Origin of the sequence: Enterococcus sp. 5B3_DIV0040 (genome assembly GCF_002140755.1) — a bacterium.
GTDB classification, from domain to species: Bacteria; Bacillota; Bacilli; order Lactobacillales; family Enterococcaceae; genus Enterococcus_D; species Enterococcus_D casseliflavus.
The window spans coordinates 1,683,692-1,706,586 of the sequence record NZ_NGLC01000001.1; the positions used below are offsets into that span (position 1 = coordinate 1,683,692).

The 22,895-nt window shown below is 42.6% G+C and carries 21 protein-coding genes; 2 read left to right on the forward strand and 19 right to left on the reverse strand.

Translation table 11 applies throughout. The annotated features are described in order from the left end of the window. Nucleotides 1–19: 19 nt before the first annotated feature. The 11 genes from A5883_RS07945 to A5883_RS07995 form a co-directional block, all read right to left on the reverse strand. On the reverse strand, nt 20–475 hold the full coding sequence (locus tag A5883_RS07945) for an S-ribosylhomocysteine lyase (RefSeq protein WP_008382180.1): 456 nt from the start codon (nt 473–475) through the stop codon (nt 20–22). 12 nt (nt 476–487) lie between these two features. After that, on the reverse strand, nt 488–1,132 hold the full coding sequence (locus tag A5883_RS07950) for a class I SAM-dependent methyltransferase (RefSeq protein ID WP_086338282.1): 645 nt from the start codon (nt 1,130–1,132) through the stop codon (nt 488–490). A 2-nt stretch (nt 1,133–1,134) separates the two neighbouring features. Next, the gene (locus A5883_RS07955; protein ID WP_074934015.1) at nt 1,135–2,280 is read right to left on the reverse strand and encodes a cystathionine gamma-synthase; all 1,146 of its coding nucleotides are present in this window, start codon (nt 2,278–2,280) and stop codon (nt 1,135–1,137) included. Further along, nucleotides 2,270–3,235 (reverse strand): PLP-dependent cysteine synthase family protein, encoded by a 966-nt coding sequence (locus tag A5883_RS07960; protein ID WP_086338283.1) that lies wholly within the window; start codon nt 3,233–3,235, stop codon nt 2,270–2,272. The genes A5883_RS07955 and A5883_RS07960 overlap by 11 nt, the downstream gene beginning before the upstream one ends. Before the next feature lie 409 nt (nt 3,236–3,644). Continuing rightward, nucleotides 3,645–4,745 carry a glycerol dehydrogenase gene (locus tag A5883_RS07965; RefSeq protein ID WP_034857973.1) on the reverse strand — a complete coding sequence of 367 codons (1,101 nt, stop codon included), beginning with the start codon at nt 4,743–4,745 and terminating at the stop codon, nt 3,645–3,647. Nucleotides 4,746–4,932: 187 nt separating this feature from the next. After that, entirely contained in the window at nt 4,933–6,102 is a 1,170-nt protein-coding gene (gene dnaJ, locus A5883_RS07970; RefSeq protein ID WP_005225937.1) for a molecular chaperone DnaJ, read from the reverse strand. A gap of 126 nt (nt 6,103–6,228) precedes the next feature. Further along, entirely contained in the window at nt 6,229–8,058 is a 1,830-nt protein-coding gene (gene dnaK / locus A5883_RS07975) for a molecular chaperone DnaK (protein WP_005225936.1), read from the reverse strand. Between the two features lie 52 nt (nt 8,059–8,110). Then, on the reverse strand, nt 8,111–8,698 hold the full coding sequence (grpE, locus tag A5883_RS07980) for a nucleotide exchange factor GrpE (RefSeq protein ID WP_005225935.1): 588 nt from the start codon (nt 8,696–8,698) through the stop codon (nt 8,111–8,113). 38 nt (nt 8,699–8,736) lie between these two features. Next, on the reverse strand, nt 8,737–9,780 hold the full coding sequence (gene hrcA / locus A5883_RS07985) for a heat-inducible transcriptional repressor HrcA (RefSeq protein ID WP_005225934.1): 1,044 nt from the start codon (nt 9,778–9,780) through the stop codon (nt 8,737–8,739). A gap of 183 nt (nt 9,781–9,963) precedes the next feature. After that, nucleotides 9,964–11,154 carry a radical SAM family heme chaperone HemW gene (gene hemW, locus A5883_RS07990; RefSeq protein WP_086338284.1) on the reverse strand — a complete coding sequence of 397 codons (1,191 nt, stop codon included), beginning with the start codon at nt 11,152–11,154 and terminating at the stop codon, nt 9,964–9,966. A 441-nt stretch (nt 11,155–11,595) separates the two neighbouring features. After that, entirely contained in the window at nt 11,596–12,243 is a 648-nt protein-coding gene (locus A5883_RS07995; protein WP_015509594.1) for a hypothetical protein, read from the reverse strand. A gap of 117 nt (nt 12,244–12,360) precedes the next feature. Here A5883_RS07995 and A5883_RS08000 point away from each other — a divergent pair, with 117 nt between their 5' ends. Beyond that, a complete protein-coding gene (locus tag A5883_RS08000; RefSeq protein WP_086338285.1) occupies nt 12,361–13,227 on the forward strand; it encodes an aldo/keto reductase in 867 nt (288 codons plus the stop codon). A 136-nt stretch (nt 13,228–13,363) separates the two neighbouring features. Here A5883_RS08000 and iadA read toward each other — a convergent pair whose 3' ends face one another. The 4 genes from iadA to truB form a co-directional block, all read right to left on the reverse strand. After that, nucleotides 13,364–14,548, reverse strand: coding sequence for a beta-aspartyl-peptidase (iadA, locus tag A5883_RS08005; protein ID WP_086338286.1), 1,185 nt, complete (start codon nt 14,546–14,548; stop codon nt 13,364–13,366). Nucleotides 14,549–14,578: 30 nt separating this feature from the next. After that, on the reverse strand, nt 14,579–16,270 hold the full coding sequence (gene yfcC / locus A5883_RS08010; protein ID WP_176323998.1) for a putative basic amino acid antiporter YfcC: 1,692 nt from the start codon (nt 16,268–16,270) through the stop codon (nt 14,579–14,581). A 239-nt stretch (nt 16,271–16,509) separates the two neighbouring features. Further along, a complete protein-coding gene (gene ribF, locus A5883_RS08015; RefSeq protein WP_176323960.1) occupies nt 16,510–17,463 on the reverse strand; it encodes a riboflavin biosynthesis protein RibF in 954 nt (317 codons plus the stop codon). A 2-nt stretch (nt 17,464–17,465) separates the two neighbouring features. Continuing rightward, the gene (truB, locus tag A5883_RS08020) at nt 17,466–18,392 is read right to left on the reverse strand and encodes a tRNA pseudouridine(55) synthase TruB (protein WP_016610162.1); all 927 of its coding nucleotides are present in this window, start codon (nt 18,390–18,392) and stop codon (nt 17,466–17,468) included. Between the two features lie 122 nt (nt 18,393–18,514). On the opposite strand from truB, the gene A5883_RS08025 reads away from it, so the two are divergent. Then, on the forward strand, nt 18,515–19,093 hold the full coding sequence (locus A5883_RS08025; protein WP_015509588.1) for a phosphatase PAP2 family protein: 579 nt from the start codon (nt 18,515–18,517) through the stop codon (nt 19,091–19,093). Between the two features lie 51 nt (nt 19,094–19,144). On the opposite strand, the gene rbfA is transcribed toward A5883_RS08025, so the two are convergent. From rbfA to rnpM, 4 genes are read right to left on the reverse strand one after another with little or no spacing between them, the layout of a single operon-like run. Next, on the reverse strand, nt 19,145–19,495 hold the full coding sequence (gene rbfA / locus A5883_RS08030; protein ID WP_005225925.1) for a 30S ribosome-binding factor RbfA: 351 nt from the start codon (nt 19,493–19,495) through the stop codon (nt 19,145–19,147). A gap of 33 nt (nt 19,496–19,528) precedes the next feature. Then, on the reverse strand, nt 19,529–22,288 hold the full coding sequence (gene infB / locus A5883_RS08035) for a translation initiation factor IF-2 (RefSeq protein WP_086338289.1): 2,760 nt from the start codon (nt 22,286–22,288) through the stop codon (nt 19,529–19,531). A gap of 12 nt (nt 22,289–22,300) precedes the next feature. Continuing rightward, nucleotides 22,301–22,603: a YlxQ-related RNA-binding protein gene (locus A5883_RS08040; RefSeq protein WP_015509584.1), complete on the reverse strand. Its 303-nt coding sequence runs from the start codon at nt 22,601–22,603 to the stop codon at nt 22,301–22,303. Further along, complete coding sequence (gene rnpM, locus A5883_RS08045) at nt 22,596–22,892, reverse strand: RNase P modulator RnpM (RefSeq protein ID WP_005225922.1); 297 nt, start codon at nt 22,890–22,892, stop codon at nt 22,596–22,598. The genes A5883_RS08040 and rnpM overlap by 8 nt, the downstream gene beginning before the upstream one ends. Nucleotides 22,893–22,895: the final 3 nt, after the last annotated feature.

A 22,895-nucleotide genomic window follows, 5' to 3' on the forward strand; every position in this document is an offset into this window, starting at 1 on the left:
TTTCTACTTCTATTTTTATTTAGGCAAAAACGGTCGACCAATTGTCACGTTCATCAAGAAATTCTTGCGCTAATTTTTGCGCACCCTCTAAGGTATGGTTCGCCGCCCAACCGCATTGCACTTCATTGCTGGCAGGTACTTCAGTTGCTTGCAAAACGTCCTTCATGGTTTTTTCTAGGACGGTCAAAATCTCTTCATAATCGTCATGATTCAAGACAGTCAAATAAAAGCCGGTTTGGCAGCCCATTGGCGACCAGTCCACGATATAATCCGCATGATTACGAATCAATTCTGCCGTCAAATGTTCTAGCGAGTGCAGACTTGCCATATCCATATGCGCTTGGTTCGGCTGCTTCAAACGGACATCATATTTGATGATGGTATCATTCGTTCCTTGTTTTTTATCGGCAACCCGTACATAAGGTGCTTTGACTTTCGTATGATCCAAATTAAAGCTTTCAACATTCATTTTCATTGTACTTCTCTCCTACTCTTTTAGTGCTTCCACAAGCCAAACATACTCATTGATCTGCTTAAAACGACTGGTAAACCCATGCTGACGAAAGTACCGTTCGATATCCGCTGTGACTGGATAGTACTCTCTTTGCAGATCAGCGGCTAGTCGCTGGTAACCAGCTTGCCGTGCTTCATCGATTCGTTCCATTTTGTGGGCTAGAGAAAGAAACATCGTATCCCCGAAAAGCACTTTCCCGCCTTTGGGCAGCATCGCAGCATATTTGCCGATTGCCCGTTGTTTTTCGTCCTCCGTAAGATGATGAAAAACATAGGTAGAAACGATCGTATCAATCACATCCGTGATCTCAGGAAAAACCTCCATATCACCATCTACAAAAGTCACTTTAGAAAGACTGGGTTTTGACTTGGCGATTCGCCGCATCTCTGGCGATGGCTCGATTGCCAGCACGTTTTTTCCTTGATCAAGCAGAGCTTGTGTTAGATTTCCAGTTCCACTACCAAATTCTACCACAGACTGCCCTGCTTTTTCAGCTATTTCAGCGAGTAACTGTTCATATTTGAAAAAAACCGCTCGATATTCTTCATCCTTACCTGCAACTGTTTCATCGTACTCAGCTGCCCAGTCAGAAAAAATTGGAATAAACTCTCTCCCCATCACTAGCTACCTGCCTTTTCAAACGCTTGTTCTAAATCTGCCTGCAGATCCTCACCGTCTTCGATGCCGAGAGACAACCGAATCAAGCCATCTTTGATCCCAGATTGCTCACGAATTTCTTTAGGGATCGAGGCATGGGTCATCACGGCTGGCACTTCTACCAAGCTTTCCACGCCACCTAAGCTTTCTGCTAAAGTAAAAATCTTTAATGATTCAACAAATTCTGCTGTTTTCGATTCATCGTTTAGTTCAAAAGATATCATACCGCTATACCCAGACATCTGTGATTTGGCGATCTCATGTCCTTCATGGGCAATCAATCCTGGATAATACACGTTTGCGACAGCTGGATGTGCTTGTAAGTAGTGAGCAATTTTCATCGCGTTGTTTTGATGTGCTTCCATCCGCAAAGCAAGAGTTTTGATGCTTCGTTGAATCAACCAGCTATCATGAGGCCCCAATACACCACCAATGGCGTTTTGTAAAAAAGCAATTCTTTCGGCGATTTTTGGCTCTTTGGCAACCGCTAACCCAGCTACTACATCACTGTGTCCACCGAGATACTTGGTAGCACTGTGAATCACAATATCTGCGCCTAATTGTAGCGGCTTTTGAAAGTAAGGGGTCGCAAAGGTATTATCCACGATCGTCAAAATGTCCTGTTTTTTAGCTAGTTGGGCAACGATTGCGATGTCCGTGATCTTCAATAATGGATTAGTCGGCGTTTCCAGAAAGATCGCTTTGGTTTCTGGAAGGATGGCTGCTTCAACGGCAGCTAGCTCATTTGTTTTGACAAGTGTATAAGACAATCCGCTTTTTTCTAATACTTGATGGAGCAAACGAAACGTCCCGCCATATACATCATCCCCTAAAATGACATGATCTCCAGTCTGAAACAGCGAGAAGACCGCATGGGTGGCTGCTAATCCAGAGGCAAAAGCAAACCCTTGGGCGCCTTCTTCCAGATCCGCAATCAATTCTTCTAAGGCAAATCGAGTTGGATTGCCTGAACGACTGTATTCATATTGCTTTGGCTGACCAAGAGCATTTTGCCGATAGGTTGATGTTTGGTAAATTGGCACACTAACCGCACCAGTCATTTCGTCTTCGCTGATACCGCCGTGGATTACTTTTGTATTAAAATGCATGGTTTACTCCTCCTATGAATGGGGTGATTGCTGATTCACCCGCATAAATCTGTTTTGATAGATAGCGATCGCCTCCATCTGGAAAGACGGTAACGATCGAGCTTCCAGTTGGTAATTCGAGGCTTTCTTTTACTGCTGCTGCCATCGCCGCTCCACTTGAACTTCCAACAAGCAAACCATAGTTTCTTGCCAAGTAACGAGTAAAAGCAAAGCCTTCCGCATCACTGATCGTATAAATTTGATCAATAAGCAAATCGTCAAAAAATTGTGGAATGAACTCAACACCGATCCCTTCAATCTCATGTCCATGGGCAGGCCCGCCATTTAATATCGATCCTTCTGGTTCAACGACAGCAAGTCGAGTGCTTGATTTTTGCTTCTTTAAGTATGTTGCGACACCCGCGAAGGTCCCCCCGCTGCCAGCTCCAGCAACAAAGCTGTCAATTTTTCCAGATAACTCCTGAAAGATCTCTGGGCCTAAGGTTGCTTGGTAGGCTGCAGGATTGTTTTGATTGTGAAATTGCATTGGCATATAACTATTTGGTAGCTGTTTTGCTATTTCCTTTGCTTTTTCAATCGCCCCTTGAATGCCTGCTTCAGTGGGCGTATGAACGATGGTCCCGCCCAACGCTTCAATCAGTTGCTGCTTTTCAAGGCTAAATTTTTCAGGAATGACAAAAATCATTTTTAAGCCATACTCGATTCCAGCTAAAGCTAAACCAATTCCAGTATTTCCCGCTGTCGGTTCGATAACGGTTGTCTCATGATCGATCATATGCTCGCGAAACGCTTCATCGATCAAATACTTTCCTAAGCGGTCCTTGATACTTCCACCAGGATTTAAATACTCAAGTTTCGCATAGATGGTACTTCCCTTTTTGCCGCCAAATGCTGCGGCATCAAATTCAAAGAATGGGGTGTGCCCAATCAATGCTTTTATATTATTAACGATCATCGCTCGACTCCTCGCTCAACTTTGTTTGGCACAACTCGTATGCTTCATGTACTCATTTTCATTTGCAATCATCAGCCGTCGCCAATGAAAGCGGTAAAAAACAGCAAACAAAAAGGGGTACTGACTATTACATCAGTACCCCAAAAAAATGTCGTCTTATCCGGATAGAAGTGAATCACTGAAGAAACTTCAGCGATCTTCTGCGACAAAGGAACTAATAATAGGCATGACAAATCGGTATGCTGCTTTTTGCACCATACAACAACAACAGGTAGTTTGTGTGTTGACGTTTGTCATGTCTTGTTCCCTCCTTTAATTTGCTTGTTATCAAAATAGCACGACTCTTTTTTATTGTCAAACGTTTTTTGAAATCACCGAGCACACATTGATGATCTTTAATAAAATAACATCATAGAGGATAGTAAGCACTCACATAGGCATCCACGGCTTTGATCGCTGCTGCAACATCTTCTGCAGAAACCGGAAATGGCATATTGTGGATCGTTTCCCCTTCGATGGTTGCTTGCTCGCCAATTTTTAATAGGTCTGCATCGCTGGCTTCCGCAAGATGCATGTCGGATAATGTCGTCGGTAATTCTAATGCCTGATACAATTCTATATATTGGTCGAGCTCTTCAGGATCTGCATTTTCCAGCATCAATTGAGTGAGTGTTCCGTAAGCAACCTTCTCACCATGGGTCAGATCATGAACGTCTCCTTCAAGGGCTGTCAAGCCATTATGAATCGCATGAGCTGCTGCCAGACCTGCACTTTCAAAGCCTAATCCACTAAGCAAAGTGTTGGCTTCCACGATTTGTTCAAAAGCTTCGGTAACGACTTGTTTTTTATTCGCTTGATAGGCTTTTAAGGCATTCTCAAAAAGGATCTCTTCGCATTTTTCAGCGATCGCCATGCTGGCAATTGGTTGCACCCCGCCGACCATATTTTTACTATGGCTTCGAGCAACAGCACGTGCCTCGACATAGGTTGCGAGTGCATCCGCAATACCAGCGGCTAGCAATTTGGCAGGCGCTTTGGCAATCACAGCGGTATCCACTAAGACAAGTTCAGGATTTTTGTTATAAAAACGATACTTTTCAAAACGACCTTCATCAGTATAAATAACAGAAAGTGCCGAAGTTGGTGCATCAGTGGAGGCAATCGTTGGCAAAACAGCAATCGGTATTTTCAATTCATCCGCAACAGCTTTCCCAGTATCGATGGCTTTCCCACCACCTAATGCGGCAATCACTTCGATTGATTCACTTTTAGCTTTAGAGACGATACGATCGATTTCATTTGCAGAAGCTTCTCCACCAAAAATTTCTTTTACCGGTTCTAACTCGGCTGCTTTCAGATTCTCAAATAGTTCTTCACCGGCAATTTTCCAAACAGTTTCATCGGTCAAAAGAAGCACTTTCTTTCCTAAATCTTTGATATGGGATAACCCATGCTTCAAGACCCCTTTTCCTTGAACGTATCGTGACGGACTCGCAAATATTCTTTCCATTGTATCTCCTCCTTTAATTGGTCTACTTTTATTGTGACACACTAAGCAAGCGATTTCAAAGGAAAAGAAAAAAAGATGGCCAAGAAGATTCGATTCTTGCCCATACTGCACATTTATAGCCATACAAACACTCATGCCCTTATAAAACGGATGGTTTTATAAGGGCATGAGTTGGATTTTTTCATGGTTATTTCTTTTTCCCACCAAAAGCATCTTTCATTTTATCAAAAAATCCTTCTGGTTGTTGTTCGTTCGTTTCATGGCCACTGGCTTTTGCATAAGCCCGCAATGCCTCTTTTTGTTCCTCATTTAAGTTTTTAGGTGTGATCAGCTTCACTTTGACCTGTTGATCGCCATTGCCGCCTCCCCGTAAGCGAGGGGCTCCCTTACCGCGTAAGCGGAAGTTTGTGCCTGTTTGCGTACCAGCTGGAATTTTTAATTTCACATTCCCATGAACCGTTGGTACATTGACTTCGTCGCCTAAAGCAGCTTGGACAAAGTTTAACGGCAGTTCGTAATAAATTTCCGACCCATCACGGTCAAAAATATCACTTTCTTCCACTCGGAAAACAACGTACAGATCACCATAAGGACCACCATTGGTGCCAGCTTCTCCTTGACCAGACAAGCGCATTTGTTGTCCATCTTCGACACCTGCAGGTACGTTGACTTTCACACTGTGTTTTTTCTTTTCATGGCCAGTACCATGACATGTTGTACATGGTTCTTTGATTTCTTTCCCAGTTCCATGACAAACATCACAGGTTTGACGGCTCATCACACGACCAAGCGGTGTTTGACGTTCAACATTGATGGTACCTGCACCATGACATTTATGACAGGTTTCTGGTGAAGTACCTGGTTTTGCCCCGTTCCCACCGCAGGTATGACAGGTTTCTTCACGATTGTATTGAACAGTTTTTTCCACTCCGAAAATCGCTTCTTCAAAGGAAAGATCAACCGCATATTGCAAGTCCGCTCCTTGTCGAGGTGCATTAGGATTGGCTGCTCTGCCGCCTCCACCACCGAAAAACGATTCGAAAATGTCTTCAAATCCACCAAAACCGCCACCGGAGAATCCGCCACTGTTAAAGCCGCCGAATCCACCGCCATAACCGCCTCCGTAGTTCGGATCGGTACCAGCATGACCATACTGGTCATAAGCAGCTCTTTTTTGGGAATCACTTAATATTTCATAGGCCTCAGAAATCTCTTTAAACTTTGCTTCTGCATCAGGTTCTTTATTGATGTCTGGATGATATTGTTTTGAAAGCTTACGATAAGCTTTTTTGATTTCGTCATCCGAAGCCCCTTTTTGTAGACCTAAGACCTCATAATAATCTCTTTTGTCTGCCATTGGCTTCCCTCCACTATATTCTTGCGTCTCTCGTATTTTAGCATATAATTCGCTCTAGAAAAATACGTTTCGCAAATTCATAAGAAAAAGCCAAAGCGGTGACTTTGGCTTTTTCACAAACAGCGATTATTTATCGTCACCGTCTACTTCTTCAAAGTCGGCGTCAACCACATCGTCTGCGCCGCCTTGTGCAGCTTCTGGATTTTCTTGTGCTTGTTGTTGTGCTGCTTGTTCGTATAATTTAACAGTTAAGTTTTGTACGATTTCATTCAAAGCATCACGTTTCGTTTTCATTTCTTCTAAGTTGTTTGCTTCAAGTGCAGCTTTCAACTCATCACGAGCTTCTTCCGCTTTTTTGACTTCGTCTGCATCCACTTTGCCTTCAAGCTCTTTCAATGTTTTATCAACAGTGAACAACAAAGCATCGACGTCATTGCGTAGATCAACTTCTTCTTTGCGTTGTTTGTCGGCTTCAGCGTTTGCTTCAGCATCTTTTACCATGCGTTCGATTTCTTCATCTGATAAACCTGAAGATGATTTGATCGTGATTTTTTGTTCTTTTTGTGTACCTAAATCTTTTGCAGAAACATTGACGATCCCATTTTTATCGATATCAAATGTTACTTCGATTTGAGGAATGCCACGAGGTGCTGGTGGAATATCCGTCAATTGGAATCTACCTAATGTTTTGTTGTCAGCTGCCATTGGGCGTTCTCCTTGCAAGACATGGATATCAACGGCTGGTTGATTGTCTGCTGCAGTTGAGAAGACTTGTGATTTACTTGTAGGGATCGTTGTGTTACGATCGATCAGTTTTGTGAAGACGGCACCCATTGTTTCGATACCTAATGATAATGGTGTAACGTCTAGTAAGACGACATCTTTCACATCACCTGTGATCACGCCACCTTGGATCGCAGCACCCATCGCTACCACTTCATCTGGGTTTACTGATTTGTTTGGTTCTTTATTGGTTTCTTTACGAACAGCATCAACTACTGCTGGAATACGTGTTGAACCACCAACTAAGATGACTTCATCGATTTCTGATTGTGATAAGCCAGCATCTTTCAAAGCTTGGCGTACTGGAATTTTTGTCCGTTCGACTAGGTCTGCGGTCAATTCATCGAATTTCGCACGAGTCAAGGTCATTTCCAAGTGCAATGGTCCAGCATCACCAGCTGTGATAAATGGCAAGCTGATTTGAGTACTTGTTACACCTGACAAGTCTTTTTTCGCTTTTTCAGCAGCATCTTTCAAACGTTGCAAGGCCATTTTGTCTTTTCCAAGATCAATGCCGTTTTCTTTTTTGAATTCTGCTACCATGTGATCGATGATTTTGTTATCAAAGTCATCCCCACCTAGGTTGTTGTCCCCAGCAGTTGATAATACGTCAAAGACGCCATCCCCTAATTCAAGGATCGATACGTCGAAAGTACCGCCACCTAAGTCAAAGACTAGGATTTTTTCATCTTTATCTGTTTTGTCTAACCCATAAGCTAAAGCTGCAGCAGTTGGTTCGTTGACGATCCGTTCTACTTCAAGACCGGCAATTTTACCAGCATCTTTGGTTGCTTGACGTTGTGCATCGTTGAAGTATGCAGGAACAGTAATGACTGCTTTTTCAACTTTTTCACCTAAATAGTCTTCAGCAAATCCTTTGATGTATTGAAGAACCATTGCGGAAACTTCTTGTGGTGTATAGGATTTGCCTTCAACTTCTACTTTGTATCCAGCTTCACCCATATGGCGTTTAATAGAAGAAATCGTATTCGGGTTTGTTACTGCTTGGCGTTTTGCAACTTCCCCTACTTGGATCTCACCGTTTTTGAATGAGACAACAGAAGGTGTGGTACGGTTTCCTTCTGGATTCGTAATGATTTTTGCTTCGCCGCCTTCAAGGACAGCAACAGCTGAGTTTGTTGTTCCTAAGTCGATACCGATAATTTTACTCATAAGTAATACACTCCCTTTTTTAATTTAAACATCTACTTATAGATAGAAAGAACTATTGTGCAACGATGACCATGCTTGCACGCAAGACACGATCATGCAATTTATACCCTTTTTGCAAGACAGTAACGATTGTGTCTGCCGGTGTTTCATCAGAGGCAGGTACAGTCTGCACCGCTTGATGCAAGTTCGGATCGAACATTGCACCTTCAGCAGGAATCTCTTCGATTCCCTCTTCTTTTAAGGCTTGACGCAGACTTTCAAGAACCATTTCAACGCCTTTTTTCAAATTCGCAGCTTGGTCTTGATCGACATCTGCTGCCATCGCTCGTTCCAAATTGTCGATTGCTGGCAACAGTTTTTTGCCAAGATCTTGCGAGCGGTATTTTTGTAAAAGTTCCCGCTCGTTGCGGTTACGTGAAGTGATATTTGCGATCTCTGCACGAGCACGCAGGAATTGATCTTCCAATTCGTTATTCTTTTCTTGCAAAAGTTCCAATTCGCTTTTTTCCACTGCTTCTTCCTCTGGTTGAGGAGTCTGTGCTTCAGTTTCAGTTGATTCATTTGAAGATTCAGTTGTTTCTGCGGTTTCTTCAGCAGTTTTATCTAATTCTTCATCTAAACGCTCTTCTTTTTCCGTCACGTTTCAACCATCCCTTCTACGATTTGTTTCATTGCCGCTTATTCATTGGCAGCGTCTAATGCGCGATAATAATCGGCCAATTTTTTTGCTAACTCGCCTCGAAAAACTTCCATCAATCCAAACATCCGTGAATACGGCATACTTGATGGACCTAATAAAGCGATCGTTCCTTGTCCATGACCTTCGATTTCATAGCTGGCTTGGATCAAACTCATATTTTGTAACAAGTCGTTGCCAAGCTCAGAGCCGATTCTGATTTGAATCGCAGAATCTCTTGGCGCCAGCAGCTGTGTCAGCTGATCTGCGTTTTTCATAAATGAATACATCGATTTGAACTGACTAACATCTTGCGTCGGTTCAAAATCCAGAAGATTCATTCGCCCGCCGACGAAGATTTTTTCTTCAAAAATATGGCTCAGCATCGTATCAAAGAGATCAACGATTCCGTCAGTCGTTTGAAAATACTTATGCAGAATCATAGGAATCTCGGTTCTTAATCGATGGTAGACCGTCATTAGAGGTTCACCGATCAATTTGTCGTTGATGATCCTTACCATTTTTTCCAAATCTTCGCTGCTCATCGATTCAGGAAGAGTAAAGACTTGATTTTCGACATTTCCTTTATCCGTCACGATGATCGCGATGATCTGTCGTGCATTCAAAGGGACGATTCGAAAGCCCGTCAATTTCCTTTCCTTCATATCTGGTCCGAGAGACAACGCTGTATAGCTAGTCAAGTTGGACAAGATCGTGGCAGACTGCTGGATGATTTCATTGATTTCATGAAAATCTTTTCCAAAAGAATGACGAATGGTTTGAATTTCGTTTTGGTCAACTTCAGATGGCTTCAATAAGTGATCAACGTAATAGCGATACCCTTTTATTGATGGCACACGCCCTGAAGATGAATGTGTTTTTAGCAGAAGTCCAGCTTCTTCCAGCGCCTTCATCTCATTACGAATGGTGGCAGAGCTAGCTTCAACCCCATCTTCCATCAATCGCTTCGAGCCCGTGGGCTGACCAGTATTCGTATAGTTTTGGATGATGAGGTGTAAAATCATTTGTTGTCTAGGTGTCAACATTTTATCCACTCCTCCGTTAGCACTCATTCCTATTAAGTGCTAACACGATTATAAATATACCATATTTGCTAGGAATGTCAAGTATTTGCATCACTTTTTTAGCACTCTTTCTAAGAGAGTGCTAAAAAAAGAAATCAAAAAAAGAAGCAGCGCGAAATGGCTACTTCTCTTCCTTGTTCTTTCTTATTTTTCTCCATCCAAGAGAAATGCTTCAAACACTTCGTTGCCAATGAACATCCCAGCTTTCGTTAAAAAGACACGATCACCTTGACTAGCCAACCAGCCTTTTTGAATCAACTGTTCGCTAGTTGAACCATAGATTTCCTGAAAAGACTTCCCGAATTTTTCTGCAAAGCGTATTTTTGAAATGCCAGCCTTTTTACGAAGGCCTAAAAACAGTTCCTCTTCCATTTGATTACTGGTTGTCAATTCTTCGGTTTCATGGATTGGCAATTGATTTTCCTGTAATGGTTTCAAATAATGCTGGATTGGACCTTTATTCTTGTAGCGGGTCTGTCCAAGATACCCGCTGGCGCCTGCCCCAAAGCCAAAATAATGTTCATTGTTCCAATACACTAGATTATGCAAGGACTCATACCCTGGTCGTGCAAAATTACTGATTTCATATTGATTCAAGCCAGCTTTTGTCATCGCAGCGATCGCCTCATCAAACATCTGCGTTTCAGCTTCTTGAGAAGGCAGCGCCATTCTCCCTTGGCGAACCCAGTTCATAAACATGGTTTTGTTTTCTAAAATCAAGGAATACATCGCATAGTGAGGCAACCCGAGATCAATCGCTCGCGTCAGTGTATCACGGAAGCTTTCTATGCTTTGTCCCGGAAGTGCATAAATCAAATCGATCGTCACATTCTGAAAATCATGTTTTTCCAGCAGCTGAATGGTTGAATAAACATCTTCAGCGGTATGCTTGCGGCCAATTTTTTTAAGCAAGCGATTATCAAAGGTTTGGACCCCCATCGACAAGCGATTGACTTGATGATTTTTCAAAACCAGCATTTTTTCTTCACTCAAATCACCAGGATTTGCTTCCACGGTAAACTCTTTGGTTGTGTGGGTCGGCAGCAATTCATGCACACCTGAAAGCAATCGATCCAGCTGGTTCGCCGAAAGCGACGTTGGCGTCCCGCCGCCGATATAAATTGTTTCCGCCTCATTGATAGGCTGACGCAAGAGGGTCAGCTCAATTTCTTTTAGTAACGCTTCGATGTACTCATCCACTGGCTGCCCTTCTAAAAACACTTTGTTGAAGTCACAGTAATAGCAGATATGTTCACAGAATGGTATATGTATATACGCAGAAATATTTTGCGCGCTTTTTGTAGATGGATCGTTTATTGTTTGACCTTCAGGCATTCCTAAGTGATTCTCCTCTATCTTCTTTTTACTCCCATCGCTGAGAGCATCGGCACTCATTGTAGCATAGTTCTTAGAATTCTCCTATCACTTGGACTATTTTGGGCAAGAAAAAACACCACTTCCAAGAAGTGATGTCTTCAAATAGTCATAGCAAAAATTAAGAGCACTACTCTTATTAAGTACGGTAAAATACCGCTTTTGTTCTTATCCCACCCAGAAAAAAATCTGTTTGTTACAAGAACTAACACTTCCCCCAAACTGTTAGCGCCACAATAGATAAGCTGTTGCTGACGGCTTACTTAACAAGAGCAGGACTCTTATTCTTGAAAGACAATTGCTTGTCTTATCTGACTTAAGTATACCTTTTTTAAAAAATTAAGTCCTATCATCTTTTTCACCAGTCTATGAAAACGATGAGAATCATCCCCTTGGCGACCGTTATAGAATGTGCAGCAAAATATCGATCAGATAGCGGATCAACCGATACGCAATAAATAAGAAGAAAATATTTCCCAGCAAGAATTGAAAAACATTGCCGATCGATCCCTTAAAGGAGCGAAAGCTGAAATAACGCGACCAACGATTGAACCCGTTTTGGCGATTTCGTTTCAAACGATACGCTTCATCATACTTCATTTCCAAGAGGTCATAGTAAAAAATCATCAAGGGTTGTTGCACAAAGAAAACTTTTTTATAGCCTGCCATCAACGTGTACTGCTTATTATTGGAAGGGAAGTTGCGATTGCCGTTTTTCTTCACGCGCATCGTTGTTCCATCGTTCATTGGGAACGCATAATGATCCTCGAATTCTGTCAGTTGATGAATTTGCGGCACCTGATTTTCTTCTTCAAAAGCACGTACGACCTCACTCGCTTTCTGAGAAAGTGAAACCAGCCACGCCATCATCCCTAGCAAAATACCTAGCAAGATGATATTTAAAAGCAAACTTTCTTGTAACAAAAATAAATAACCTAAGATAATCAAAATCGCCACACCTAGGGCAATCATTCTTCTACGGAAATAACTGCGATACATCAATTCAAAAGAGCGCCGATAATAGGCAAAATCTTCTTTTACAAAATCCATTTTTTCCACATCTTTCTGCGTTTAGGTTGCTGATAATGTATCAAAGATCCTTTTGAAAGTCAATTTACCGAAAAAGTTTCAGCGTCTGATTTGTTTCAAACAAGAAAACGTTTTATAATGGAAGATGTAACAAAAAAAAGCGATGAAAGTAGGTTGAGATACGTGATATTACAAGAAACATTTACCTTGCAGAACAAACTGACGATTCCTAAGATTGGCCTTGGAACCTGGCAATCTTCTCCAGAAGATGCTTACAACGCCACAAAATTTGCCATTCAAAACGGTTATCGACATGTCGATACAGCGGCAGCTTACAAAAACGAAGAAGCGGTTGGGAAAGCTGTGCGCGATTCAGGCGTTGCCCGCGAAGAAATTTTTGTTACCACGAAAGTACCTGCTGAGTTGAAGACCTATCAAGAAGCGGTTGATAGCATTGATGCTTCTCTAAAAAAACTTGACTTAGGGTATATCGATTTGATTTTGATCCACGCTCCTCGTCCTTGGAAAATCATGGGAAACAATCCAGAAAACAAAGATTTTCATCTTGAAAACATCGATGTTTGGAAAGCACTAGAAGAAGCCTACTTAAGTGGGAAAGTAAAATCAATTGGTGTTTCCAACTTCGATCAAAAAGATTTACAGAATATTTTTGATCATTGCGATGTGAAACCGATGGTCAACCAGTTTGTTTACCATATTGGACGTACAAATGAAGAGTTATTGGCATTTTGTAAAGACCACGAAATTTTAGTGGAAGGCTATTCTCCAATCGCCACTGGTCGTTTACTCGATAACGATGCAGTGAAGACGATTGCGGAAGCTTATGGAAAATCTATTCCACAACTTTCAATTCGTTACTTGCTACAAAAAGACATTCTGCCATTGCCAAAATCCGTTCATGAAGAATACATTGCTGACAATGCTAAAGTTGACTTTGAAATTTCTGAAGAAGACATGAAGAAATTGGATGAGCTGCAAGCTTAAGAATGCTTGCGTTTAATTGAAAAAAGCAGTCCGATCAAGTCCAGTAAATACTGGTCATGGATCGGGCTGCTTATTTTCTTCTACAACTCTGTTTAGAAAAACAACCATTTCTTAGTTTGTCAAAGCTAGAATCTTCTTATGTTAGTTGCTCAAAGGTACCCCACACTTTTACTTCTTGTTTTTCTACCATCGTTCTGCCTTTCGCTAGAACCGTTTCTACTGTTAATGTTTCTTTGTTCAGCAAACAAATATCAGCATCCATCCCTGCTGCAAGACGTCCCTTTTGATCAAGCTTCAATACTTTCGCTGGATTAGAAGTGATTGCTCGAATGGCGATCTCCAATGGAATCTGCTCTTTTTGGACTGCTTCTTTAATGCCTACCATCAAGGCTCGCGAACTACCGACACCCAGACCTATGAATTGATTGTTTTCATCAAAGTACGGGAGGCTACCTTGCCCATCAGAGGTCATGGTAAATTGATCCAGCCCGATCCCTTCTGCTAACAAACGCTTCAATCCTTTACTGAAGCGAACCTCATCGTCTTCTTTTTCCCAGAAATCAGGATCCTCACTCGCCGTAAAATCAATCGTTCCACCCATTTTTGCAAAAGCAATACTTGCTTCGAAAAGCTCGCTGGTCCGATTGGCATGTGTCGGTAAAAATTGGCTGATTGGAATCTCTGTTTCTTCGATGGTTCGTAAAAGTAGCTCATATTTTCTCTTTCCTCCACCTAAGTGGACGTTTACGATGCCTGCTTTTCCAGAAAGCATCCCACCAACACGGGCATCCGCCACCGCGCGGGTAAATTCTTCGAAACTCGGTTGTGAAGAACGATGGTCAGAAACGGCAATTTCACCGATACCAATGATTTTGTCAATAGTCAAAAAATCTTGAATGATAGAATCGGTGACCGGAGTCAATGGCAATCGATAAGAACCGTCATACAAGTACGTCGTGATGCCTTCTGCCTCTAGTCCACGGGCCTTACTGATCAAGGCAGTCATATCTCTGCCTACTCCGTCAGTACCCAAACACCCAACCACTGTCGTTACCCCCGCTGAGGTCAGCTGAGACAATTTCACTTCTGGTGTCCGGTTCTGAAAGCCGCCTTCCCCGCCACCTCCTAAGATATGAAAGTGGCAGTCAATAAAGCCGGGAACAGCAAGTAACCCTGTGCCATCGATTTCTTCAAGAGGAACCCCTGAGAATCCTCCTTCGATCGAATCTTCAATAGCAATGATCTTGTCTTCGCTTAAAAGAATATCTTTTTTTCCTAAATAGTCAGGCGCATAAACCTCCGCTTGTCGTATCACCTTCATGAGTGCTTCCTCCTCGTGTCTGATTGCTTCTTATTGCAAGCCGATCGCGACTGCAATAAAGATGAAGATCGTTCCTAATACAAATAAGAACCCTTGCATTTTGATCTGGAATTTCGCCCATTTCACCCATTCGATTCTTGCGACACCTAGCACACCGATCAGACTTGCCGATACTGGAGTGAAGGCATCCATGAAGCCTGAGCCTAATTGATAAGCCAATACAGCGATCTGTCTTGAAACACCTAAAAGATCAGCTAATGGCGCCATGATCGGCATGGTCAATGCAGCCTGACCTGAATTGGAGGTCACGATCAAATTGAAGAAGCTTTGGAAAATGTACATGAACCATGCCCCAATAAATGCTGGAACATTGCTTAACAAACCACCGATGCTGTGCAAAATCGTATTCAAGGCTGACGGCACGTTGGCATCAGAACCGCCGAGAACCAGAAGAATCCCTTTGGCCATCCCTACAACGATTGCAGTTCCTGCCAATTCTGAGGCACCAGATTGAAAGGCACTCGCCACATCATTCAAGCCCATATTTTCTAATTTGAAAAGAACCGCTATGATTCCTGCCCCTAAGCCCATAACAAAGAATTGAGAAGCAATCTCGGGAATATAGTAGCCTTTCTGCGTCACACCCCATACGATCCAGATCAAAACCACCAGCATTTCAACCAAGATCAATTTATGACCTAATAAAAATGGTTTTTGCTCACTGGAGGTTTTTTCAAGATGATTTCTAAAATACGCATCCGATTGATACGTTAGCGATTTCTCAGGATTCTTGCGAATTCTTTCGGCATAGATCATTAGGTACCCTGCGGATAGTGCGGTAACCACGACCCACATGATGATTCGGAACGTTGCGCCTGAAAGAACGGGAATACCTGCGATCCCTTGAGCTACTGCCACACTAAATGGACTCATCCACGAGGTGGCATTTCCAATCTGAGAGGCGACATAGGTGACGGTGACCGCCACGATCGAATCATACCCCAATGCGATCACGAAAGGCACCATGACCATCGAAAACGGAATGACTTCTTCTGCCATCCCAAAGGTAGCGCCCCCAAATGAAAAAGCAAAGAACAACAGCGGCAATGCCAAGCGTTCTAATCCACGAGTTTTGCTGATAAATGCAAAGATCCCCGCATCAATCGCTCCGGTTTGCATGATAATACCAAACGCACCACCGACCACTAGGATCAGTGCTGCGATCCCAACTGCTGAGCCGTATTTATCACCAGAAACCAATCCTTCAAAAACAAAATTTAAGAAGCCGAAACCGTTAAAGTCATCAGTTCCCCAAACCTTGGCTGTTTTGTGCAGTTTTTCAGAAGTATCATACATTTTTTCGCCGTAAAGACTGTAAAGCGTGTCATCGGTCAGTCCCACCTCATCTAATTGACTCTGGGACAACTCTTTAGGCCCTTCAGCTAGAACAGCTGCTAAAGCCTCAGGATCGACATCTAATTCTTCCAACTCTTGTGGATCGTCTTCCAATTGATTCAACTGTTGATAGACGTATTCGTTATCTAACGGGTAGGCATAACGAAACGAATCTTGCATCAAGACCGTTCTGGTACTTATTTCCCCATTTGCATCGGTATACTCGATTTCTTGTGTACTGAATTTCCCAGCGGGAACTAAGAAAGTCAGCAACCACGCCAACAATACGACCCCAAAGATGATGACATACGTATGAGGCGTTTTCATTTTAGTTAAATCTTTCTTTTCTTTCCCCTTTTTTGCTTTTTTTCCAATTGTCACTTTTTCTCTCCCTTTCCCTTTGCAGCATTCTGCATAAATTATCATTTTTGCCTATTTTTTAGTATATCGAAAAAACGTTTTTTCCTCATGGGGAAAGCATTAGAATTCAAATAAACTACGTTATAAAAAGAAAGAAAAAGAAAAAGTGAAAAGAAGCCAGAAACGCTTCTTTTCACTACGAATGACTAGTTTTCTTCAGAAAGCCCATCAAAATAAGCTTCAGTGTCTCGTTCATCTTGCTTTAATTGCTCGATCAACGCTTGTGCGCCATTGAAAGCGACTTGATCACGTAAGAAATGATGCCAACGGATCGCCACGGTTTCACCATAGATATCTTGGTGAAAATCGAGAATATAAATCTCTACTGTTAACTGGCGACCTTGACCAAACGTATCATTGTGACCAATCGATCCCATCGATGGATACCACTTGTCACCAACTTTGATTTCCGTCACATAGACGCCTTCTTTTGGCAACCGAACGGTGCTCTTCACTTTGATATTTGCGGTTGGAAACCCAAGTTCTCGTCCTCTAGCATCACCGTGAACGACGGTTCCTTCAAATTCATAAATATACCCTAACAAGCGATTGACTTGCGCCATATCACCATTTTGTAGTGCAGAGCGAATGCGTGTGGAGCTGACCTTTTCCTCATGAAACGATTCTTGCGCGACAGTCACGACTTCAAAACGTCCTTCTGCATAGGTTGGCAAAAGCGCCATGTTGGCTATCTCTTTCTTGCCATAGGTATAGTCAAAACCTGCAACAACAACTTTTGCATGCAGACCGATCATGTATTCATCCACAAACACCTGTGGTGCCAGATTTGCAAAAGCAGAAGTAAACTCAATGATATAAAGAATATCTACTCCAAGCTTTTCCATATGCGCTTCCTTTTGAGCCAAGCTGGTCAGGTATTGCATTTTTTCAGGATCGACTTTTTGAAAAACGATCGAGGGATGTTGATTAAAGGTCATTAATGCCAATTTTAACCCTTTTTCTTCTGCGATCTTTCGTCCTGTTTCAATGACTTTCTGATGACCTAGATGTACGCCATCGAAAAAGCCTAACACTAAGACGATCTCCTCATCAGGAATCGCTGCGTGATCATAAGGGTGTCTTATTTCAATGATTTCCATATTCATTCTCCTATTTCTGTACGGATGACTTTTACCGGTTTCATCATATCTTGGTATTTGTCATGAGCTTTATAGATACTGATCAATTGTTCTCGATAAAAAATCGCCACTAATTCCTCTGGGCGCTCTTGTAATCCAAACACGCTGAAAGGCAAGCGCATGCCATTTTTTACTTTCTGCCAGAGGTCCGCATCGATCGTCACTTGAACAAACTCCGATACCCCATATTCCACCGGTAGCAGTAGTTCCGAAACACGTTGTTCATCGACTGCCTTTTGCACCTCTGCAATCGTGTAAGATTGTTCTTTAGAAAAACCACCGCTTTTTAAGCGAGTCAAATCAGACATATGCGCGGGTACACCCAGCAATTTCCCTGTGTCGACCGCTAACGTGCGAACATAAGTCCCTTTTCCACAAGAAACTTCAAAACGCCAGCTTTGCGTATTGTCCTCATGAAAAACCGGCTCTGAAATTCGTTTGAAGGAATAAATTTCTGCTTTGCGCTGTGGTCGCTCGACAGTTTCATTGTTGCGAGCATATTCGTAAAGTCGTTTGCCATTGACTTTGACCGCCGAATACATCGGCGGGATCTGGGTAATCGTCCCCGTCAACTGTTTCATTGCCTGATCGATTTCTGTCTTCGTAAACGGACGAGTTAGTGCTTGTTGTTCAACGATATCCCCAGATCGATCTTCTGTAGTGGTACTGAAGCCCAAGGTGATTTCCCCGGTGTAGACTTTTCCAGAATCAACCAAGTATTCGACGATCTTCGTTCCTTTTCCGATACAAATGGGCAAGACACCATCCACGTCAGGATCTAGTGTGCCGCTGTGTCCGATTTTTTTTGTCTTTAATATTTTTCGTAATTTAAACACGCAGTCGTGACTTGTTTGTCCACGCTCTTTCCATAATGGTAAAATCCCGTCCATCGTATTCCTCCATTTCACTTCAACTTGCTTATTATAACATATAAAAAAAATTCATTGCACGACAAAATCCTTTTCGCTCTTTCTCATTACATGATAAACTAAGCATATAAGGAGGTCCTAAAATGGTTGTTTTAACGATAGGGTCATTTATTGGATTTGCCATTTTTTTGATCATGATTCAGCTCGGCACGATGCAGCGTTGGGAAGAAGCGTTTGCTTTGCAAATCATCCAAAGCCGTACGCCCTCTTTGACGCGCATGATGCACTTTTTTACCAATTTAGGAAAAGCCTTTCCGACAGTTGCGATCGCTTTACTGTTGTTTGCCTTTCCATCATCGCGGGCGGATCTTGCACCAAAAACAGCAGTCAGTATCTTCATAGTATCAGCAGCTGCTTACTTGATCAAACGAATCGTCCGACGAGATCGTCCTATTGATCATCGTTTAGTTGAAGAAAAAGATCACAGCTTTCCTAGTGCTCATGCTGCCACATCCGCTGCCATGTATGGAACGATCGCCTTGAATCTTGGACAATTGGTTCCCTCAGCTGTCATCCCGATGACCTTACTGGCAATTTTGCTTAGCTTTATGATTGGCTTTAGCAGAGTCTACTTAGGAATCCATTTTTTAACAGATGTGATCGGTGGTTGGCTCTTAGGGGCAGGTGTTGCTGGACTGGTTACTTTACTGATGAATTCCTGATGCTTTTTCCAAATAAAAAAGAACAGCTTCGACTGGAAGCTGTTCTTTTTTTTATTCTTCTGAGTGCAATGCGCGAATCATTTCATCAATTTTATTCCCGTATTGTACAGATTCATCCAACTCGAATTGGATTTCTGGAACTTTGTAGAGCGTTAGCGCTTGGCCTAGTTCACGACGAACCAACCCAGTTGCTTTTTCCAGTCCTGCTTGGGCTTTTTGCTTATCTGAAGCCAAGTCCGTCAAGGTGCTGTAAAAGATCGTTGCTTGCTGCAAATCTCCAGTTACTCGTACATCTGTGATCGTCACATCTTGCACGCGAGGATCACGAACTTTTTTACGAAGAATTTGATTGACTTCTTTTAAGATTTCTTGCGCCACTCGGCGATCTCGATAGTTAGCCATTCAAAAAGCCTCCTTGTATAGTTGTCATTTCGTTTATTTTGTTGGTACTTCTTCCATGACATAGCCTTCGATCACATCATCGACTTTTACGTCGTTGAATTTCTCGATCATCGCGCCACATTCAAATCCTAGCTTCACTTCTTTGACATCGTCTTTGAAGCGTTTCAAGCTGGCAAGTTTGCCTTCATAGATGACGATACCGTCACGAATCACCCGTACACCACTGTCACGGCGAATGCTGCCTTCCGTCACATAGCAACCAGCGATCGTACCAACTTTAGAAACTTTGTAGGTTTCACGAACGATCATTTGACCGGTGATTTTTTCTTCAAATTCAGGATCAAGCATCCCTTTCATCGCTGTTTCGATTTCTTCGATCGCTTTGTAGATAATGCGATGCAAACGAATATCGACTTCTTCTGCTTCCGCTTGCTGTTTGGCTTGCGGTGTAGGGCGGACGTTGAATCCGATGATGATGGCATTACTTGCTGCTGCTAGCGTTACGTCACTTTCATTAATGGCACCAACGGCTGAATGGACGATGTTTACTCGCACACCTTCAACATCGATTTTCTTCAATGACGCAGCTAACGCTTCGGCTGAACCTTGTACGTCTGCTTTGATGATGACGTTCACTTCTTTCAGTTCGCCTTCTTTTAGACTTTCAAACAAGTTATCCAATGTCACACGACTGCTTGATGCACGTTGTTCCATCAAGGCACGTTTTGCACGTTCTTCACCTGCTGCCCGAGCCGTTTTTTCATCTTCAAAGGTAACGAAACGGTCACCTGCTTGAGGGACATCGTTCAATCCTGTGATTTCGACTGGCGTTGCAGGTCCAGCTGCTTTATCACGACGACCTAAATCATTCGTCATCACGCGGACACGACCGAAAGTGTTCCCTACAACGATTGGATCACCAACATGAAGAGTTCCTTGTTGTACCAATAGTGTTGCTACAGGACCTTTGCCTTTATCAAGGCGCGCTTCAATAACGGTACCGATCGCTCGTTGGGTAGGATCAGCTTTCAAATCTTCGACTTCTGCTACTAAGAGGATCATTTCAAGCAATTCTTCAATGTTTTGCCCAAATTTCGCTGAGATTTCAACGAAGATCGTATCCCCACCCCAAGCTTCTGGGATCAACTCATGTTCACTTAATTCTTGCATCACATGTTGAGGGTTAGCACCTGGTTTATCGATTTTGTTAACTGCAACGATGATTGGCACTTTTGCTGCTTTCGCATGGTTGATCGCTTCCACCGTTTGCGGCATGACACCATCATCAGCTGCGACAACTAAAATCGTAATATCAGTGATACTTGCTCCCCGTGCACGCATACTGGTGAACGCCGCGTGTCCAGGAGTATCTAAGAAAGTGATTGGTTTGCCATTGATGTCGATTTGGTAAGCCCCAATATGCTGCGTGATTCCTCCAGCTTCACCACTTGTTACGCGTGAATGACGTAATGTATCAAGCAATGTTGTTTTCCCGTGGTCAACGTGACCCATGATGGTAACAACAGGTGGTCGTGATACTAAATTCTCTTCAATTTGTTCTTCTGCTTCGAAGAATTTATCGATATCTGCGATATCCACTTGAACTTTTTCTTGTGGTTCGATTCCGTAATCGGTAGCAAGCAGTTCAATCGTATCTTTATCTAAAGGTTGGTTTTGATTGACCATAACCCCCATCATAAAGAGCTTCTTGATGATCTCTGCTGGTTCACGGTAGATTTTTTTCGCGATATCCGCTACGTTCATGCCTTCTGTATATTCCAATACTTCTGGCAGTTCACGGAATTTACGTGCTGGAACTGGCGGTTTCTTTTCCGTCTGCTGACGGCCTTTTTTCCCTTTTTTGTTAAATTTATTGCGATTGTTGTTGTTGAAATTGTTATTGCGTCCACCATAATTTGACTTGCCTCGGTTTTGATTTCCTCCACGGGAATCATTCGAGCCTTGCGTACGGTTGTTGTTGCGGTCTGCCCCTTGCGTATTTCCTGCAGATTGAGCGGCTGGACGGTTTTGTTGCCCTTGATTGTTCGGACGATTTTGTTGTCCTTGGTTGTTTGGACGGTTTTGCTGTCCTTGGTTATTCGGACGATTTTGTTGCCCTTGGTTGTTTGGACGGTTTTGTTGTCCTTGATTGTTTGGACGGTTTTGTTGTCCTTGATTGTTCGGACGATTTTGTTGTCCTTGATTGTTTGGGCGATTTTGTTGCCCTTGATTATTCGGACGGTTTTGTTGCCCTTGATTGTTCGGACGGTTTTGTTGCCCTTGATTGTTCGGACGGTTTTGCTGTCCTTGATTATTCGGACGGTTTTGTTGTCCTTGGTTTGTTGGGCGGTTTTGTTGCCCTTGATTGTTACGATTCTCTTGGTTATTCACTCGATTATGACTTCCTTGGTTATTTGGTCTGTTACTTCCTTGACTGTTCGTGCGCTCTACTTGTCCTTGACCAGCAGGACGGTTATTGCTTTGCGTAGTTCGCTGTTGACTTTGATTGTTATGACGGTTTTGGAAGTTAGGATTATTTCTTTGCGTTTTAAATTTCTTTTGTTCTTGTTTTTCCGGCTGGTTGGCTGGTTTCTGATTTGCGGGATTTGAGTTTGCAGATGTTTTACCATTTGGATTGCCGCCTAATGACTGCTGCAATTTCTGCGCCTCTCCATCTGAGATCGCGCCCATATGATTTTTGACATCAAAGCCTAAAGATTGTGCTTTTTCAACAACCTCTTTGCTCGATTTGTTCCATTCTTTTGCAAGTTCATAAATTCTTTTTTTCCCCATGCAATCACCTTCCTAACCTAATATTAATTCCTGCACCTTCCTTGCAAATCCTTGATCTAAGATGCCAATGACCATTCTTGGTTTCCCAATGGCCGCACTGATTTCATCAGCAGAAAATGCATCTAGGAGCGGAATTTCGTAATAAGAACTTTTGTCCTTAATTTTCTTTTGTGTATTTTTACCAGCATCACTGGCGACAATGACCAAAGCAGCTTTCTCATTGCGAATCTCTTTTAAGGTCATTTCTTCACCAGTCACTAATTTCCCAGCACGCATGGCTAGTCCTAACATATTTAATGCTTTGGTTTTATTCATTTGCAAATAACTCTTTTCGCGCTTTTTGGTGCGTTACATAGTCCAATAGTTCTTGGTAAAATTCATCTGTCAATTTCGTTTCCAACACTCGATCTAAAATACGCTTATCCCAAGCTTTCTGGGCTTCAGCCGGTTCGATCGCTATATAGGCACCACGACCAGGCATTTTTCCGGTTGGATCAATAGAAACAACGCCTTCTTTTGAACGAGTGATACGAAGCATTTCTTTCTTAGGCAACATTTCACCTGAAATCACTGATTTTCGTAAAGGAATTTTTCGTTTTTTCATCAC